At 74.1% G+C, this 17,423-nt stretch carries 17 protein-coding genes and 1 pseudogene; 9 read left to right on the forward strand and 9 right to left on the reverse strand.

Annotated features, from left to right (window positions below; translation table 11 throughout):
- Window positions 1-201 precede the first annotated feature (201 nt).
- The gene (locus tag ABD345_RS29185) at window positions 202-783 is read left to right on the forward strand and encodes a GNAT family N-acetyltransferase (RefSeq protein WP_344556350.1); all 582 of its coding nucleotides are present in this window, start codon (window positions 202-204) and stop codon (window positions 781-783) included.
- A 7-nt stretch (window positions 784-790) separates the two neighbouring features.
- Here ABD345_RS29185 and ABD345_RS29190 read toward each other — a convergent pair whose 3' ends face one another.
- Window positions 791-2,845 carry a glycosyl hydrolase family 28-related protein gene (locus ABD345_RS29190; RefSeq protein WP_344556352.1) on the reverse strand — a complete coding sequence of 685 codons (2,055 nt, stop codon included), beginning with the start codon at window positions 2,843-2,845 and terminating at the stop codon, window positions 791-793.
- A gap of 297 nt (window positions 2,846-3,142) precedes the next feature.
- Here ABD345_RS29190 and ABD345_RS29195 point away from each other — a divergent pair, with 297 nt between their 5' ends.
- Window positions 3,143-3,376 carry a hypothetical protein gene (locus ABD345_RS29195; protein ID WP_344556354.1) on the forward strand — a complete coding sequence of 78 codons (234 nt, stop codon included), beginning with the start codon at window positions 3,143-3,145 and terminating at the stop codon, window positions 3,374-3,376.
- 82 nt (window positions 3,377-3,458) lie between these two features.
- Here the strand turns inward: ABD345_RS29195 and ABD345_RS29200 are convergent, their stop codons facing one another.
- From ABD345_RS29200 to ABD345_RS29215, 4 genes are all read right to left on the reverse strand, one after another.
- Window positions 3,459-4,043, reverse strand: coding sequence for an isochorismatase family protein (locus ABD345_RS29200; protein ID WP_344556356.1), 585 nt, complete (start codon window positions 4,041-4,043; stop codon window positions 3,459-3,461).
- A 114-nt stretch (window positions 4,044-4,157) separates the two neighbouring features.
- Complete coding sequence (locus ABD345_RS29205; protein ID WP_344556360.1) at window positions 4,158-4,652, reverse strand: glutathione peroxidase; 495 nt, start codon at window positions 4,650-4,652, stop codon at window positions 4,158-4,160.
- Between the two features lie 114 nt (window positions 4,653-4,766).
- Window positions 4,767-7,115: a caspase, EACC1-associated type gene (locus ABD345_RS29210; protein WP_344556362.1), complete on the reverse strand. Its 2,349-nt coding sequence runs from the start codon at window positions 7,113-7,115 to the stop codon at window positions 4,767-4,769.
- Window positions 7,108-7,539, reverse strand: a complete 432-nt coding sequence (locus ABD345_RS29215) for an effector-associated constant component EACC1 (protein ID WP_344556364.1) — start codon at window positions 7,537-7,539, stop codon at window positions 7,108-7,110. Before ABD345_RS29215 ends, ABD345_RS29210 begins: the two co-directional genes overlap by 8 nt.
- A 309-nt stretch (window positions 7,540-7,848) precedes the next feature.
- Here ABD345_RS29215 and ABD345_RS29220 point away from each other — a divergent pair, with 309 nt between their 5' ends.
- From ABD345_RS29220 to ABD345_RS29245, 6 genes and pseudogenes are all read left to right on the forward strand, one after another.
- Window positions 7,849-8,565, forward strand: coding sequence for a flavodoxin family protein (locus ABD345_RS29220; RefSeq protein ID WP_344556368.1), 717 nt, complete (start codon window positions 7,849-7,851; stop codon window positions 8,563-8,565).
- An 8-nt stretch (window positions 8,566-8,573) separates the two neighbouring features.
- Window positions 8,574-10,187 (forward strand): annotated as a pseudogene (locus tag ABD345_RS29225) (AAA family ATPase); the annotation flags it as partial.
- A 271-nt stretch (window positions 10,188-10,458) separates the two neighbouring features.
- Window positions 10,459-10,680, forward strand: a complete 222-nt coding sequence (locus tag ABD345_RS29230) for a hypothetical protein (protein ID WP_344556370.1) — start codon at window positions 10,459-10,461, stop codon at window positions 10,678-10,680.
- 184 nt (window positions 10,681-10,864) lie between these two features.
- Window positions 10,865-11,380 (forward strand): SigE family RNA polymerase sigma factor, encoded by a 516-nt coding sequence (locus ABD345_RS29235; RefSeq protein WP_344556372.1) that lies wholly within the window; start codon window positions 10,865-10,867, stop codon window positions 11,378-11,380.
- A gap of 44 nt (window positions 11,381-11,424) precedes the next feature.
- Window positions 11,425-12,309 carry a hypothetical protein gene (locus ABD345_RS29240; RefSeq protein ID WP_344556374.1) on the forward strand — a complete coding sequence of 295 codons (885 nt, stop codon included), beginning with the start codon at window positions 11,425-11,427 and terminating at the stop codon, window positions 12,307-12,309.
- A gap of 381 nt (window positions 12,310-12,690) precedes the next feature.
- Window positions 12,691-13,764: a PP2C family protein-serine/threonine phosphatase gene (locus ABD345_RS29245; RefSeq protein ID WP_344556376.1), complete on the forward strand. Its 1,074-nt coding sequence runs from the start codon at window positions 12,691-12,693 to the stop codon at window positions 13,762-13,764.
- A 25-nt stretch (window positions 13,765-13,789) separates the two neighbouring features.
- On the opposite strand, the gene ABD345_RS29250 is transcribed toward ABD345_RS29245, so the two are convergent.
- Complete coding sequence (locus tag ABD345_RS29250; protein ID WP_344556378.1) at window positions 13,790-14,038, reverse strand: STAS domain-containing protein; 249 nt, start codon at window positions 14,036-14,038, stop codon at window positions 13,790-13,792.
- Between the two features lie 353 nt (window positions 14,039-14,391).
- Here ABD345_RS29250 and ABD345_RS29255 point away from each other — a divergent pair, with 353 nt between their 5' ends.
- Window positions 14,392-14,904 (forward strand): MarR family winged helix-turn-helix transcriptional regulator, encoded by a 513-nt coding sequence (locus ABD345_RS29255; RefSeq protein WP_344556380.1) that lies wholly within the window; start codon window positions 14,392-14,394, stop codon window positions 14,902-14,904.
- 40 nt (window positions 14,905-14,944) lie between these two features.
- Here ABD345_RS29255 and ABD345_RS29260 read toward each other — a convergent pair whose 3' ends face one another.
- The 3 genes from ABD345_RS29260 to ABD345_RS29270 are packed head-to-tail and all read right to left on the reverse strand — an operon-like array spanning window position 14,945 to window position 17,335.
- Complete coding sequence (locus tag ABD345_RS29260) at window positions 14,945-16,243, reverse strand: ArsB/NhaD family transporter (protein ID WP_344556382.1); 1,299 nt, start codon at window positions 16,241-16,243, stop codon at window positions 14,945-14,947.
- The gene (locus ABD345_RS29265) at window positions 16,240-16,398 is read right to left on the reverse strand and encodes a CBS domain-containing protein (protein WP_344556384.1); all 159 of its coding nucleotides are present in this window, start codon (window positions 16,396-16,398) and stop codon (window positions 16,240-16,242) included. Before ABD345_RS29265 ends, ABD345_RS29260 begins: the two co-directional genes overlap by 4 nt.
- Entirely contained in the window at window positions 16,385-17,335 is a 951-nt protein-coding gene (locus ABD345_RS29270) for a cation:proton antiporter domain-containing protein (RefSeq protein WP_425556881.1), read from the reverse strand. Before ABD345_RS29270 ends, ABD345_RS29265 begins: the two co-directional genes overlap by 14 nt.
- Window positions 17,336-17,423: the final 88 nt, after the last annotated feature.

Consider the following 17,423-nt stretch of genomic DNA (forward strand, 5'->3'; position numbering starts at 1 on the left):
TCCCGGAACGGGAAGCGGCGCGGTCGGCCCCCGGCCCGGGGCCGACCGCGCCGGTCGGTGGGGGACGCGCGGGTCCCGTGGGTGGGCGCGCGGTCCCGTGCGGTGCGCGCGCGGTCCCGGCGGCGGCGGGCGCTGTGGCACCATGGCGGTTCCGGCGCCCCGCCGCGGGGCCCGTTCGCACCCGCCCCGAGGAGAGTCCCGATGACCGCCGCCGAGCCGACGTCCGCCCCGACCGCCGAAGGGGTTCCCGCTCCGGTCTTCCGGGCCGCCGAGGTCCGGGACGTGCCAGCCCTGGTGGCGCTGGTGGAGTCGGCCTACCGGGGCGAGTCCAGCCGGGCGGGCTGGACCACCGAGGCGCACCTGCTGGAGGGGCAGCGCACCGACGCGGCCGCGGTGGCCGAGCTGCTGGAGCGCCCCGACTCGGTGGTGCTGCTGGTCGAGCGGGACGGCGCCCTCGCGGCCTGCTGCCACGTCGAGCGGCGCGGCAGCGCGGCGTACTTCGGCATGTTCTCGGTCTCCCCGCTGATCCAGGGCGGCGGCCTGGGCCGGCAGGTGCTGGCCCGGGCCGAGGAGTGGGCCCGGGCCGCCTGGGGTGCGACCGCGATGGAGATGACGGTCATCGAGCAGCGCGCCGACCTGATCGCCTGGTACGAGCGGCGGGGATTCGCCCGTACCGGCGACTTCGAGCCCTTCCCCTACGGGGACGAGCGTTTCGGCGTGCCGCTCCGCCCCGATCTGCGCTTCGTCAAGCTGGCCAAGCGGCTTGATCGGGACGGGAGTTGAGCGTCCGTCACCACTTCGACGGGGCCGGCGGGGCGACCACCGGCGGGCGGTCGTCGCAGGTGAGGGTGTTGGGCAGCTCCCAGGAGGCCAGCCAGTCGCCGGTGGTGCCGCCGCCGGAGTTGCCGCCCCGGTCGGTGACCGAGAACTCGGAGCCGGCCGGGGTGAAGTGGAAGGTGCCGCAGTTGTTGATGCCGACGGCGCCGACGTTGCGGGCGGTCACGTTCTCGAAGCTGGCCGAGCCGGCGACGCGGGCGCTGAGCACCGAGGTGCCGGTGCCGTCGATCTTGACGTCCTTGAACGCCAGGTTGGACAGCTTGTACTGGTCCTTCACGCCCCATTCGGCGACCGCCATGATCGCGTTGTAGGTGGAGTCCAGGTAGTGGTCGCCGGTGACCTCGACGGCGGCGTCGATGTCCCGGTCCAGCACCTCGAACCAGATCGCGCCGAGGCCGATGTTCCAGTTCAGCTCGTAGGTGCCGGCCCGCACGGTGGTGTTGTCGGTGAAGTGCAGGTACCCGGCGAACGGCTCGGCGCCGAACCGGGAGCCGGCGTGCAGGCCGGAGCCCTCGCGGACCGGGTCGGCGACCAGGTTGTTCGAGACGGTGGTGTCGGTGCCGCCGTACACCGCGATGGCGTTGGCCAGGGTCGGCGACTGCACGGTGTTGTGGTCGATGATGGTGCGGGCGTCCGCGGTCTTCTCCGACCAGAGCGCGATGCCGTCGTCGCCGGTGTTGCGCAGGAAGTTGTCCCGGATCACCGAGTCGGCCACGCCGGTGTGGAAGTTGATGCCGTCGGCGATCTGGTCGGCGATCTGGTTGCCGGTGACCTTCAGGTTCTTCATCGGGCCGTCCAGCCAGATGCCGACCTTGGTGTGGTGGATGTACAGGCCCTCGATGCTGGAGTCGCTGAACGCGCCGCCGACGCCGTTGACCTGGTCGGTGTCGATCCGCTCCCGGACGTCGCCCTCGATGGCGAAGCCGGACAGGTGGACGTCGTGGCTGCCGCCCTGCGCCGCGTCCTTGCCGTAGACGCCGACGCCGGTGTGCACGCTGCCGTCCGGCGCGGGGGCGGCGAGGGTCTGCTGGGTGCCCTTGAGCACGGTGTACCAGCTGCCCGCGCCGATCACGGTCACGTCGTCGACCACGAGGTGCCGGTTGACCTGGAAGACGCCCGGCGGCAGGTAGACCGGCAGGTGCAGCGTCCTGGCGAGCTTGACCGCGCGGTCGATGGCGTCCGCCGAGTCGCGCCGGCCGGTCGGGTCGGCGCCGGTCGCCAGCACGTTGACGGCCTTCAGCTCGACGTGCGGGGCGGCGACCAGCTGCGAGTCCAGCAGGTCGATCGCGGCCCACGGCGCCTTCGACCCGGCGGGCAGCGCGATCCGGACCTTGTCGCCCGCCTTGTAGGTGCGGCCCAGCAGCAGCCGCTGCTCGTCGTACACGTGGCCGGGGCGGAACGGGGTGGAGACGGTCGGCGCGGGGGTGGTCGCGGCGGGCACGCAGCCGCACTCGGTGATCCACCAGTCCGGGTGCAGCAGCCCGGCCTGCGGGTCGTTGCTGAACGGGTACTGGTTGTACAGCCAGGAGTACTGGCTGGTGGCCGAGAGCTGGCGGCGGTCCTTGCCGTTCACCGTGACGTCCAGCGGGGCGGTGATCCCGCCGCCGTTCGCCGCGTCCGGCAGGCTGTAGCGGACGGTGATCGCGTTGGCGGCCGCGGGCAGGGTGAACTCCACGTACTGGCCGGGGGTCAGCTTCACCGCGCTGCGGCCGGAGGCTTCCGCGGCCAGGGTGTACGCGGTGCGGTCGGCGGCGATCACGCTGCCGGTGGTGGCGGCGTTCTCGGCCTCCTGCTCCTGGAAGTCCACCCGGGCGCCGCGGCCCGCGGTCAGCGCCGGGTCGATCCCGGCCCGGGTCACCACGGCGGCGCCGCCGGAGGAGGACGCGGCGTGCGCGGCCGGGGCGCACAGCGCCACCCCCAGCCCCAGCACGGAGGCGACCACGACCGCCCCGGCGCGGGCCGAGCGGGGGAGGACGGAACGGGAGGGGGACGCGGGGGCAGCAGTCATCGGGGACCGGCTCTCTGAAAGGCGTGGTGGAGGTGAGCCGACAGTAGGGGCGCACGCGGCACGACCACAAGAGAGTTGCGCGGAAATTTCTACCTGATGTCAGATTCTTGCGGATGAAGGATCAATCGTTGCGGTGCGACCGGCCTGCCGCCCCACGGACCGCCCGGACTCACCGGGTACGCCCCCACCGGCCCGGGGCCCGTACCGAACCGCCCGACCCACTCGTGCGGACCCGGGACACGCCGTACGGCGCGCCACGGGCGTGCGCGCCGCCGGAGCCCGGCCGATGCTGGCCGCATGACGAGCAACAGCACCACCGAAGAGCCCCTGGTCCGGGTCGCCGAGTTCCGCACCGACAGCCGCTACCGCCTGGTCCACTTCCGGGACGCGGGCTGGGAACCGCTGGCCCCCGAGGAGTTCGAGCCCGAACTGCACCGCCACTTCCCCGACCTCGACCCGCACGACCCCGTCCGGGTCCACTGGGACGACCGCCCCTGGGAGTGGCCCGCCTGGCGCCCCGGCGAAGCCTGACCCCGGCGGGGCCCGACCCCGCCGAACGCCGGAGCCCGGCCCGCGCGCGGCGGGCCGGGCTCCGTGCTGCGCCCCGGTCGGTTCAGCGGGTCGCCGCCAGCAGGGCGAGGACCTCCTCGGTGGTGCCGGTCTCGCCCAGCCGCGGGAAGATCCGCTGCACGCTGTTGCGGTGCGCCTCCGCGTCCAGGTCGGTCATCGCGTCGACCGCCAGCGTCACGTGGTAGCCGTGCTCGTGCGCGGCCCGGGCGGTGGACTCCACCCCGATGCTGGTGGCCACGCCGGTCAGCACGATCTGCGTCACGCCCCGGCGGCGCAGCTGCACGTCCAGGTCGGTGCCGTGGAAGGCGCCCCAGTTGTGCTTGGTGACGACCAGGTCGGACGGGGCCGCCAGCTCCGCCGAGATCCGGTCCCAGCCCTCGGGCCGGGCCGGGCCGGAACCGCCCCGGTTCTGCTCGGTGCGGCCGGGCGGCACGTCCCCGCCGTCCCCGGCGAAGGACACCCGCACCAGCACCACCGGCAGCTTGGCGGCGCGGAACGCCTCGGCCAGCTCGATGCTGCGGGCCAGCACCTCGCCGGCGGGGTGCGGGGCGGTGGGGGCGGCCAGGATGCCCTGCTGGAGGTCGATGACGACCAGGGCGGTGTTCGGGTCGAGCGCGGTGACGGGCACGGCGGGCCTTTCGTCGGGGCGTGCGGACGGCCCGGGGCCCGGACTGTCCAGTTCCACTGCGCAGGTTACCTGTACAGTTCGGACGTCCGGGCCCCGGGCCGCCGCGCTCCCGGCTCAGCCCGCCAGCTGCGCCTCGATCGCGGCCACCAGCTCCGCCGACTCCGGCTCGGTCCGCGGCCGGAACCGCCCGACCACCTCGCCGTCCGCCGACACCAGGAACTTCTCGAAGTTCCACTGCACGTCCCCGGCCTCGCCGGTCGCGTCCGCGACCTCGGTCAGCCGCTCGTACACCGGGTGCCGCTCCGCCCCGTTCACGTCGATCTTCTCGAACAGCGGGAAGGACACCCCGTACGTGGTCGAGCAGAACTCCTGGATCTCCTCCGCCGACCCCGGCTCCTGCCCCATGAACTGGTTGCACGGGAACCCGAGCACCGTGAACCCGCGCTCCCCGTACGTCTTCTGCAGGCGCTCCAACCCCGTGTACTGCGGCGTCAGCCCGCACTTCGAGGCCACGTTCACCAGCAGCAGGACCTTGCCGCGGTGCTCGCCCAGCGAGGACGGCTCGCCCGCCAGCGTCCGGATCGGGAGTTCGAACAGCGCATCCGCCATGACCTGAACCTGCCTTCTTCGAGACGACATGCCAACACCCCCGAACCTACCCCGCCGCCCCGCCCCGGCGGAGCCTCCCGGCCGGTCGCCCCCCGGCCGGGGGGCGACCGGCCGCTAGAGGAAGAACAGGCCGAAGAGGCCGGAGGCGGCCCACAGCAGGTAGAGCAGGGCCCACGGCGAGGTGCTGCCGAGCAGGAGCAGGAGCGGGGTGCCCGTCCAGAACGAGAACCAGACCAGGACGAACAGCGTCTCCCACGCCCCGGACCGCTTCAGCACCGCCAGCGTGAGCACGATCCCCGAGGTGACCAGCAGCAGGGCCAGGGCGCGGTCCAGGGTGAAGGGCGACCTGACCCGGTACGAGCGGCTGGCGTGTTCGAGCCGGACCACCTCGCCCTTCCAGGTCTTGACGTCCACGGTGTCACCGATCCGGACCGCGTCGTAGAACCCGCCGTCGACCTGGTAGCTGTTCCGGGCCGTCCCCCGGGAGACCGTCACCTCCCAGGAGTCGCTGTCGTCGTCGGAGGCGGCGGGGCTGTAATCCTTGTCCACGACCCGGCCGGTCTCCGTCGCGATGCAGTCGGCCGTCCGGACCGCCTCGGCCGGGGCCGAGGCGGCGCACGGCGCGGCGGACAGGTCGCCGATCGCGTCGCCCCGCAGGCCGAGGGCCCAGACGGCTCCGGTCAGCACGACCGCCAGGCCGCAGAGGACGATCACCACCCGGGTCGGCCCGCTCCAGCCCGACCGCCTCCCGTAGGAGGAGGGCCAGGCGCTGCGGCGGCGCCGGGGCCAGGGGCGCCGCAGCCAGCGCGGAACGGTCCGGGCGGGCCGGGACGCCCGCGGGGCGGTCGGCGGGGGAACCGGCGGGGACGCCTGCGCGGAGGTCTGCCGGGCCGGGCGCGGCGGGGCGGTCGGCGCGGCGGCCTCGGCCGGCCCGGTCGCAGCGGCGCCGACCGGCACCGGCACCTGCACCGGGGTCGAGGCCGGAGCCGAAGCCGGAGTTCGGGCCGGGTCCGCGTCCGGTGCGGGCCCGGCCGGTCCGGCGGGCTCGGCGGGCGGCGGTGCGTCCGGCCCCTCCGTCATCGCGTGCAACTGCCGACGCAGCACCCGCAGTTCGCGGGCGATCTGGTCCGCCTCCAGCCGGACGCCGGTCAGTTCCGACTCCAGCGCCCGGGTGTACCGGGAGGCGTGGTCGAGCTGCCGGCGCTGGCGGTCGACCTGCTCCCGCAGCCGGTTCAGCTCCTCGTCGGCCCGCTGCTGCTCCCGGGCCGCCGCGTCCGCGGTCGCCGTCCGGACGAGGTCCGCCGCCGCCCGGGCGGCCTCGGCCCCGGCGGAGTCGGCGCGCTCGCGGGACAGCGCACCGCGCAGTTCCCTGATCTCGCGGGCCTGGGCCCGGTTGCGCTCCAGCAGCGCGGGGACCTCGTCCGGGTCGTTCGCGGCGGCGGCCTCGGCGATCGCGCGGAGTTCGGGCAGCCGGTGCCTGGTGTAGGCGTACGGACCGCAGCCGTGGGCGTCCAGGACGGCGAAGTAGTCCCGCAGCACGTCCTCGGGGACGATCCAGCGGCCGCCGAGGTAGGCCCGGGCCGAGTCGGGGGAGAGCGCGAGGGCGTCGGCCAGCCGGTCGGGGCCGAGGCCGTGGCGCTCGCCGCGGGCGAGCAGGTCCGCCATGGTCGAGCGGTACTCGCCGAGGGCCCGGGTGGCTTCCGCCCAGGCGGCGTTCCTGGTGAACGGGAGGTGGGCCGAGGAGTTGGTGTTCGACTGGGTCGGCATGGGCAGCTTGCGTCCGGCGAGCCTGATCTTCAGGTGCGGCAGCAGGGCGCCGAGGCTGAGCAGTTCGGGGCCGCCGAGGACGCCCTCCTCGACCAGTTCGGTCAGGTGCCGGGTGAAGGAGGTCGGGGTGGTGCCCTGCTCGGCCAGCGGCACGACGTCCGCCGGGCCCTCGGCCGCCGCCAGGATGTACGTGCCCTCGATGTCGAGGTGGGCCTCGCTCAGCGCCCCGCCGCCCGGACCGGCCAGCGTCCTGGTGGCGCGGCCGGCGTGGCAGCAGTCGAGGATGACGATCCGGACCCGGGCGGGGCAGCCGAGCAGGTTGTCCCGGACCTTCTCGTACGTCAGGCTGCTGACGTCGGGGTCCGTCGGGTTGGTGTCGGTGAAGGTCAGGCACAGCTGCGCGTTCGGCTGGAGCAGGCCGTGCCCCGCGTAGTACAGCAGCAGCACCCCGTCGGTGGTCTCGATCAGCCGGCGCAGCTCCGGGGCCAGCGCGCTGATGTTCTCCGGGTCCTGGAAGACCGTCACCTCGTCCTCGGACCAGCCGCAGAGCTCCGGGTCGAGCAGGATCTCCCGCATCCGGTCGAGGCTGTTGGCCACTGCGGGCAGCGGGGAGAACGCGGGGTCCCGGTAGGAGGTCGTCCCGATCAGGATCGCCCGCGAGGTCAGGCCGGCGGGCAGACCGGCCGGGCTAGGCACGCTCCCCGCCCCCGCCCCCGCCCCCGGCCCTGTGCTCGTCCCCGTCCTTGTTCTCGTCCCCGCTCCCGTCCCCGCTCCCGTCCAGCGTTCGGCGCAGGACCCCCTCCACCTGTCCGGGGTCGAGGTTGCTCACCTCCACCGTGGTCGTCCCGCCCCCGTCCGCGCGCGTCACGGTGACCCGCAGGTGCGAGCGGCGGGTCCGCAGCCACACCGTCAGCGACCGGGCCAGCACCCCCGCCACGCCGGACGCTCCGGCGGCCACCTGCAGGAGGTCGACGGCGCCGCCGAGTTCGCCCTCCGCGGGCGGCGCCGGGACCGCCCTGACCAGCCCCCGGAGCTGTGGCTCGCCGCGCAGCCACTCCCACAGGGCGGCCGTCTCGCCGATCGGGTCGGCACCGGACAGCCGTATCTGAATATCGGTCAACTCGCCCTACTTCCCGGTCCGTTGTCAGCCATTGCGCATCATGGCAGGAGCCCGGGTGATCCGCAGCGGAACGCGGGGAAACCCGGACGGCGACGGCCGGACCGGGCCGGACGGTGGCGGGGCCGGGCGGGACGGACGGTGGCGGGGCCGGGCGGGACGGTGGCGGGGCCGGGCGGGTGAGCGGCGGCCGAGTCGGCCGCCGCTGGTGCGGCGTCCGGCCGTTCCGCCCGCCGGGGCGGGATAGTCGGGAGCCGGGCGCGTTCCGCCGCCCGACCGCCCCCGTCCGCTCCGCCGCAAGGGAACGCCACGATGACCGACACCGGCACCTCCTACCGCGACCTCCGCGCCCTGGTGATCAACTGCACGCTCAAGCGCTCCCCCGAGCGCAGCCACACCCAGGGGCTGATCGACCTCAGCACCGGGATCATGGAACGCCAGGGCGTGACGGTCGAGGTGCTGCGCGCCGTCGACCTCGACATCGCCACCGGCGTCTGGCCCGACATGACCGAACACGGCTGGGACACCGACGAGTGGCCCGTCATCTACTCGCAGATCATGAGCGCCGACATCCTCACCCTGGCCGGACCGGTCTGGCTCGGTGACAACTCCTCCGTGATGAAGCGGGTGATCGAGCGGCTGTACTCCTGCTCCTCCGTCCTCAACGAGCACGGCCAGTACGCCTACTACGGCCGGGTCGGCGGCTGTCTGGTCACCGGGAACGAGGACGGCGCCAAGCACTGCGCGATGAACGTGCTGTACAGCCTCCAGCACCTGGGGTACGTCGTCCCGCCGCAGGCGGACGCGGGCTGGGTCGGGCCGGCCGGGCCCGGGCCGTCGTACCTGGACGAGGGCTCGGGTGGGCCGGAGAACGACTTCACCAACCGCAACGTCACCTTCATGACCTGGAACCAGCTGCACCTGGCGCGGCTGCTGAAGGACGCGGGCGGCATCCCGGCGCACGGCAACCAGCGCTCCGAGTGGGACGCCGGCTGCCGCTTCGACTTCGAGAACCCCGAGCACCGCTGACGCGAGGCAGCGCGGGCGGGAGCCCGGCCGACCGGGCCGGCCGCTACCTGGTCGAGGAACTCACCCGCCCCGCCCCCGGCTTCGCCGCCCGGCCCGCCACCGCCGCCCTGCTGGAGAAGTTCCACACCCACCCCGACGCCCACGGCCTCGCCGACGCCCTCGCCGCCCTGCCCGCCGACCCCGCCCTGCTACCCGCCCGCCACCAACTCGCCCACGCCTGGCTGCGGGCCTTCACCACCGCCACCGGCCACCCCGCCACCCCCGACGGCCTCGCCGAGGCCACCGCCACCCTGCTCGCCCCCGACCTGCCCCGCCGCACCCTGCCCACCGACACCGAGACCACCGTCGAGGGACTGCTCGGCGACCACCCCCGCCTGCACTCCGGCCGCCTCACCGTCCGCCTCGACGAACTCCTCACCCGCGCCGCCGACTTCCACGCCACCCAGGTCCCCTCCTTCCGCGCCTACCAGAAGCTGCGCGGCGAACTCCTGGCACGCGAACACGCCCGGCTGCGCCTGGAGGAACACCGCCCCGCACCCCTCAACGGCTTCGTGCGCAACCGCCTCATCGACGAGGTCCACCTGCCCCTGATCGGCGACAACCTCGCCCGCCAGCTCGGCACCGCCGACGGCACCGCCCGCACCGACCGCAGCGGCCTGCTGCTGCTCCTCTCCCCGCCCGGCTACGGCAAGACCACCCTGATCGAGTACCTGGCCGAACGGCTCGGCATGCTCCTCGTCACCGTCAGCGGCCCCGCCCTGGGCCACCGGACGACCTCCCTCGACCCCGCCCAGGCCCCCGACGCGACCTCCCGGCGCGAGATCGAGAAGCTCAACTTCGCCCTGCACGCGGGCAGCAACACCCTGCTGTACGTCGACGACATCCAGCACACCTCACCCGACTTCCTCCAACGCTTCATCCCGCTGTGCGACGCCCGGCGCCGCATCGAGGGCGTCTGGGACGGCCGGCCGCGCGAGTGGGACCTGCGCGGCAAGCGCTTCGCCGTCGTCATGGCCGCCAACCCCTCCACCGAGTCCGGCCGCAGCTTCCGCGTCCCCGACATGCTCGCCAACCGCGCCGACGTGTGGAACCTCGGCGACGCCGTCACCGGACGCCACGACCTCTTCGCCCTCAGCTTCATCGAGAACGCCCTCACCGCCAATCCCCACCTCGCCCCCCTGGCCACCGCCGAACGCGCCGAACTGGACCTCCTGCTACGCCTGGCCGCCGCAGGACCCGGCGTCCAGGCCCCGGCCGCGCACCGGCCGCCCGAGGAGACCGAGCGGATCACCGCCGTCCTGTCCCGGCTGCTGACCGTCCGCGAGACCGTCCTCGCCGTGAACCGCGCCTACATCGACTCCGCCGCCCAGAGCGACCGGGGCCGCACCGAACCCCCCTTCCGCCTCCAGGGCTCCTACCGCGACATGAACCGGATCGCCCAGCGCATCGCCCCCGTCACGGACGACGCCGAACTCCAGGCCCTGGTCACCGACCACTACCGCGCCGAAGCGCAGGCGCTCGGCCAGGAGGCCGAGGCCCAGCTCCTCAAACTCGCCGAACTCCGCGGAACGCTCACCACCGTGCAGGCGCGGCGCTGGGCGGAGCTCAAGAACGGCTACGTCGTCCGCCCGGCCCACTGACCGCCGGGGACGCGCCGTTTCGCGCTCAGGGTGCGGATCCATCCCGTCAGGTGAGGGCCGGTGCGTTCGGGGTGCCGCGTCCGGGCGGGTCGGACTTGTCCAATATTTGCACTGTGCAATAAAATGCGTCGCGGGTGGTCGGGCGCGCCTCCCCAGGGCCGTGCCCGACCACCCCGGAAGCCGAAGATCCAGCTCCGCGCTCCCCGCGGGCGGGGAGCCGCCCGGTGAAGTCGAAACTGCGAGGAGCGGTGGCGTGGAGCGCACTCCCACGGACCCCGGGGCACCCGACGGAGGCGAGGACGCCGACCGGGTGGCCGCCCGCCTGCTCGCGGAGGTCGCCGCCGCCAAGGCCCGCCTGGCCGAAGAGGCCAGGACCATCAACGAGATCGACCGTTCGCTGGCCGCCGGACCACGACGCACCGCGCCCCGGCTTCCGCGGGATCCGGACCCGGCCCCGGGGGCGGAATCCGGATAGGACCGGCAGCTGAGAGCCATGGGCCCCGAGGGAACCACGAGAGCGCCGGTGGCGGCCGGCGTGGCCGTGCCCGCGGGCGCCGGTGCGCTGTGATCAAAAAGTTGCTTCGCGCGCGTAACCCGGCGGGCCGCCGACGCGTGGTACTGGCGACATCGGTACGGCACGGGGCACGGGGGGCGACGGCATGGAGCAGGGGCTCGAGTTCGAGCAGTTCGCGAGCAGCCGTGCCCACCGGCTCTTCCAAGTCGCCTACCTGATGTGCGGGGACTGGCACCAGGCCCAGGACCTGGTGCAGACCACGCTGGCGAAGATGTTCTCGGTCTGGAGCCGACTGCGGCGTGGCGGCGGTGACGACGGGCCCACGATCGACGCCTACGCCCGGAAGGTGCTGCTGCGCAACTACCTCTCGCAGAAGCGGCTGCGGAAGTCGTCCGAGATCGTCACCACCGACCTGCCGGAGCAGGCGTCCACGCCGAACGACGGCGGCGAGCTGCGACTGGTCATGGTCGCCGCCCTGAAGCAACTTCCGCCCCGCAGCCGGGCGGTGGTGGTGCTGCGCTACCTGGAGGACCACAGCATCGAGGCCGTGGCCGACATGCTCGGCATCTCCCCCGGTGCCGTGAAGAGCCTCAACTTCCGTTCGCTGGCCAAGCTGCGGGAGATCCTGGGCGAGGACCGCGAGTCCCTCTTCCACCGCTGACCGACCGACCATCCCCCCCCGAGCCGACAACGAGGAACCAGGCCATGGACCTTGAGCACGATCTGAGCCGCCTGCTCGGCGAGAGCGTCGACGGCCTCGCCTCGCCGGTCGGCGCCATCGTCGCCGAGGCGGAAGCACAGGGGCACCGGATCCGCCGCCGCCGTCGGCGTCTGCGGATCGCCGGTGCCACCGCGGTGGTGGTCGCCCTGGCCACCGCGGGCGCGGTGGTGATGCCCCGTCCGGTCGCCGGCCCGACGGTCATCGGCACGCCGCCCGCCGCCACCACGGCCGGCACGCCGTCCACCGCCGCCACCACCGCCACCACGACCGTCGTGGCGCCCAGTCCGGTGACGGCGCCGGTGACAGTGCCGGTCACCGCCGAGGCGATGCTCAAGATCCTGGCCGACCTGCTGCCCCCCGGTGGGAAGCTCAGCAAGTTCCGGCCGGGCCCGTTCGAGTGGACCCGGGCAGCCGCGACCGACTTCACGGTGGAGTACGACGACGGCCGGGGCGCCGCGCACATCTACGTCGTGATGAGCCCTCCCGATCCGAAGGGCATGTCGTGGAACTGCGACCAGGTGGACCTGACCGACCACGGCACCCGCCCCGGGGGAGCCGAACCGACCGGCTGCACCAGCACCACCGATGCCTCGGGGACCGTGTTCAGCGCCGTCACCGGTGTAGGCCCCGAGGGGGGCTACTACTTCAGGAAGGTTCGCCTGGAGCGGGCCGACGGGACGTCCGTCGACCTCGTCGTGGGCAACGGTCCGGCCCCGTCGCCGGAGCACCCGTCCGGCCTGGCCGACCGCCCCGCCCCTCCGCTCACCACGGCCGCCTGGCAGGCCGTCGTCCGCGACCCCGCCTGGCGGACCGAAGTCCCCGCCGCCACCGCCGAAGCCGGCGCGGCCCTGGCCGCCACCCTGAACTGACCGCGCGTCGATCCACCGACCCGTCAGGTGCCCGGTCGGGAGGTGCTCCGACTCGGCCGGGGGTGCCACCGGAGGCCCGTCTGCGAGCTGCCTCCGGTGACGCGGGCTCCAGGCCGCACACGCGCATCGGGCGGCGGGCGGTGCGCGGGTGGCGCAGGGCGATCCGCTCGCCCGGCGGGGCGGGCGGCGTCGCCACGACGTTCAACGCCCCGCCCGGCGGGGGTGTTCTTCGCGATGGGGCTGGTCCTGCGCGACTTCGCCGCCGAGTCCTTCGGCCCGGTCGTCACTGGCGCACGGGAACCGGAGACGGGCCTTGTGCAGTCACTTTGCATAGTGCAAAAGTAGCGGTGGCGGCGAACCCTGCCGCCGGAAAGGGGGACCATGCAGCCCCGCGGAACCGGAGTGGACCTGCTGCTGCCCGTACTGCCGTTCGCCGCGATGGCCGCCGTCGCCGCGGTCGAGGTCTCCGCGGGCCCGGAGGTCGGCTACCTCGCCCTGTTCTCCATCGGCCCGGCCTTCGCCTGCGTCAGCGGTACCGTCCGGCGCGCCCTGCTGGTCGGCGCGCTGGCCTTCGCGCTGTGCACGGCCGCCGCCTGCTACGACGGCATGTTCGGCGGCAGGCGGGCCACCGTCGCCCTCGCCTCGGTCGCCGGCGCCACCGCGGCCGCGTCCCTCGCCGCCGCGCTGCGCCGCCGGGCCGAGCGCGAACTCGCCGACGTCCGCTCGGTCGCCGAGGCCGCCCAGCGGGTCCTGCTGCGCCCCGTACCCACCTTGACGGCCGGACCGTGGACGCTGGCCGTCTCCTACACCAGCGCCGCCGCCGAGGCCCGCATCGGCGGCGACCTGTACGAGGTGGTGCCGACCGCGGTGGGCACCACCCGGGTCGTGGTCGGCGACGTGCAGGGCAAGGGACTCGAAGCGGTGGAGACCGCTGCCGTCGTGCTCGGCGCCTTCCGCGAGGCCGCACCGGAGGAACCGACCCTGGAAGCCGTCGGCGCCCGGATCGAACGCGCCCTCGACCGGCGCCTGGAAGGCGAGGAGTTCGTCAGCGCGATCCTCGCCGAGATCACCGCCGACGGCACCGTCACCCTCCTCAACCACGGCCACCCGCCACCGCTGGTCGTGCGCGCCGACGGCCGGGCGCAGTGGGCCGAACCCGGGCAGTGCGCCCCGCCGCTCGGTCTCGCCGCCCTCGGCCCCGCCGGCCCCGAGGCCCACGGGCTGCACCTCGGATCCGGCGACCAACTGCTGCTCTACACCGACGGCGTCACCGAGACCCGCGACCGCGCCGGCGAGTTCTACCCGCTGCTGGAACGGGCCGGCCTGCTGGCGGTCGACGACCCGGACGGCGCGCTGGAAGCGCTGCGCCGCGACGTCGCCGCCTACGCGGCGGGGCCGCTCAAGGACGACGCCGCGATGATGCTGCTGCGCCGCCGACCGGACGAGCCGGCCTGACGAGCCGGCCTGAGGGCGCGGCCGTTCAGCCGCGCTGGCGGGGTACGGCGCCCGGCGCGGAGGCCCGGGCGCGGTGCTCGCGCGCGGCGCGGCGCTGGACGGGAGTGGCCGGTCGGGCGTCCGAGGCGGCGGCTTCCGCGGTCGGGTGGACGTCGAACACCTGGTGCGCGCCGAAGGCGGACAGCGCCGAGCGCACCGCGGTGCCCGGTGCGGGCAGGACCAGGCGCAGTTCGCCGCCCCGGGAGGCGAGGTGGCGGCGGGTGGCGATCAGCACCGCGACCCCGGCCGCGTCGCACCGCTCCAGCAGTGAGGGGAGTCCGGGACGTCTGCGGCGGACGGGCCCGGCGGGGGCTGCGACCTCCCCGCGGGCACGCCCGCCGCGTGGGTGGCCCCCCGGCGGTGAGCGGCGGGGATGTCGCTCCAGGGGGACGCCCGGTCCCCGAGAGCGCGACCGGTGGAGCACCCGTGCGGGTGGACGGCCGACGCCAGGAAGACCGTTGCATTATGCAAAGAAAATGCCGGGTGCGCCGGACCCGGCACCCAGAGAGCCGGATCGTCGCAGGGCGCCAGGGCGCCAGGGCGCACTCCGGGCCCCGCGCGCCGGGGCGCAGGATGTAGAAAGGACCCATGCCGGACGATCACTCGCCATCAACACCCGACGTCCCGAACCAGGGGGGCCTCGAAGAGGACCTGGTCACCGCGGTCCTGACCGCCTCCCGGGTCCTGGTCGCCATCTCCGCGCGCTCGCTCGGCGAGGTGGCCGAGTCGCTGACGCTCCCCCAGTTCCGCATGCTCGTCCTGCTCCACTCCAGGGGCGCGATGAGCCTCTCGCGCCTGGCCGAGCACCTCGCCGTCAACCCGTCCACCGCGATGCGCATGCTGGAGCGCCTCGCCGCCGCCGGCATGGTCGTGCGCGACACCCGCCCCGAGGACCGGCGCGAGGTCCGCGCCGCCCTCACCGAACAGGGCGCCCGCACCGTCGCGGGAGCCACCGAACGCCGCCGCGAGGAGATCCGCCGCATCGTCCAGGCCATGCCCGCCCGCCAGCGCACCGGACTCGTCCAGGCCCTGCGCGCCTTCGCCGAGGCCGGAGCCGAACCCGCGGCCCCCCACCGGCAGCCCGAACCGCTCGGCTGGTGAGCGGGCCCCGGCACCTCGCGCCCGGCCGCCCGGCGGGTGGTCAGGCGAGGGCGAAGTGGCGCAGCCAGAGGTAGAGGGCGGAGACGGCGATGGTGGCGGCGGTGACGGGGACGCCGTAGCGGGTGAAGGTCCAGAAGCTGATGGGCTGCCGGTTGCGTTCGGCGATGCCGAGGACGACGACGTTGGCGGAGGCGCCGATGGCGGTGGCGTTGCCGCCGAGGTCGGCACCCAGGGCGAGGGCCCACCACAGGACGGCGCCGTAGGGCTGGCCGACGGTGTGGGCGAGGTCGGCGGTGATGGGGGCCATGGTGGCCACGTAGGGGATGTTGTCGACGACGCCGGACAGGACGGCGGAGGCGACGAGCAGGAGCATGACGGCGCCGAGCGGGCTGCCGCCGGTGGCGTCGGCCAGGGCCTCGGAGACGGTTTCGATGACGCCGGTCTCGATGAGGGCGCCGACCATGACGAACAGGCCGGCGAAGAAGGCGAGGGTGGGCCACTCGACCTCGGCGAGGACGTCCTTGACCTCGGACTCGGAGACGGCGACGAGGATCCCGGCGCCGAGCAGGGCGACCACGGACGGGGCGTAGTGGACGACGGGGTGCAGCACGAATCCGGCGATGACCAGGACCAGGACGGCGAGACCCTGGGCGAGCAGGCGGCGGTCGTGGATCGCCTCGCGCTCGTTGAGGGCCATGACCTCGGCGGCGCGCTCTCCGTCGTAGGTGAAGTGCTCGCGGAAGAGGAAGCGGCACATCGCCAGCAGGACGGCGGTCAGGACGATCGCGAGCGGGGTGAGGTGGACGAGGAAGTCGTTGAAGGTCAGGCCGCCGCGGCTGGCGATGATGATGTTGGGCGGGTCGCCGACCAGGGTGGCGGTGCCGCCGATGTTGGAGGCGAAGACCTCGGCGATCAGGAACGGCGCGGCCCTCAATCCCAGGCGCTCGCACACCAGGAGGGTGACCGGGGCGACCAGGAGCACGGTGGTGACGTTGTCGAGCAGCGCGGAGGCGGCGGCGGTGATGACCACCAGCATGGCCATCACGCGGAAGGGTTGGGCGCGGGCGCGTTTGACGGACCAGATGGCCAGGTACTCGAACAGGCCGGTGCGCTTGAGGACGCCGACGATCATCATCATGCCGGCGAGCAGGAAGATGACGTTCCAGTCGATGCCGGAGTCGGTGGAGAAGAACGCGGCCTCGTCGTCGGTGGCGCCGAGGGCGAGCATCGCGGCGGCGCCGCCGAGCGCGGCGGCGACGCGGTGGACCCACTCGGTGATGATCAGGACGTAGGCGGCGGCGAAGACCGCCAGGGCCGCCCAGGCGTGCCAGTCGTTCACGCGTCCCCCAGGAGTCGGTTCAGCAGGTTCGAGGCGGTGATGACGCCGAGCAGCACACCGGGGAGGCGGTGCTCGGCCAGCAGCCGGGCGGCGTCCAGGGCCTGGTCGTCGAGGCCGACGGTGGGGAACGGTTCGGCGAGGTCACGCGCGCGCATCGGGCGCCTCCGGGGTGAGGGTGCGGGTGCGGGGTCGTGCCGGGAGCGGGACGGCTCCGGGCTCGGGTCGGTCGACGTGGAAGAGTCGGGCGACGGGAACGTCGGTGCTGGAGTGCACGACGATCGAGGCGGCGATGCACACCGCGATCAGGGTGTGGGCCCGCTCGCCCTGCGGGATTCCGGCCTGCAGCACGAGCAGCACGAGCAGCCCGTAGACGACGGAGGCGAAGCCCTTCGGGCCGAACCAGGCCGCCACCAGTTGCTCGCGCCGGTCGATGCGGGAGCGGATCAGGGAGAGCAGCAGCGAGGCGGGACGGATCAGCACGATCGCCAGTGCCACGGCCGCGTACCCGCCCCAGGACAGGCCGCCGACGAGTTCCAGGCCGATGGTCGGCAGTGACGCCTCGAAACGGGACGAGGCGGGGCCGGCCGCGGCGATCAGCACCAGCACCACCGGCAGCGCCAGTCCGTCGTGCAGCCCGGACTCGACGTTCAGCAACTGCCGCAACCGCGCCGGGACTTCCCTGCGCCCGACGATCGCCGAGGCGAACACCGGGTCGGTCGGGGCGAGGACCGCGCCCACCAGGAACGAGGTCGTCCAGTCCAGTCCGACCAGCAGATGTGCGACCAGCGCCATGCCGGCGAACGCCAGCGGCATCCCCAGCCCCAGCGCGCGGGCGGGGTTGCGCCAGGCGGCGCGCAGCGCGGGGAGGGCGACGTGCATGCCGTCGGTGAACAGCACCGCGAACAGCGCCAGGTCCGCCGTCGCCGCGACGACCGGGCTGTTCGGGGTGACGTGGATCAGCCCGAGGAGGCCGTCGCCGACCAGAGCGCCGGCGGCGAGGAACAGCAGCGAGGTGGACAGCACGGTGCGGGCGGCCAGGCCCGACAGCAGGACCGCGACGAGCAGCGCGGCCCCGAAAACGGCGACGAGCACCACGGAGGGAACCCCCGGATCGGCTGGGGAACAAGAGGGCTGTCCCCTTGCTCGCCGACCAGGCTTCCCGGCACACCGCGAGTGACTT

The sequence above is a fragment of the Kitasatospora saccharophila genome (genome assembly GCF_039529925.1).
Taxonomy (GTDB): Bacteria; Actinomycetota; Actinomycetes; order Streptomycetales; family Streptomycetaceae; genus Kitasatospora; species Kitasatospora saccharophila.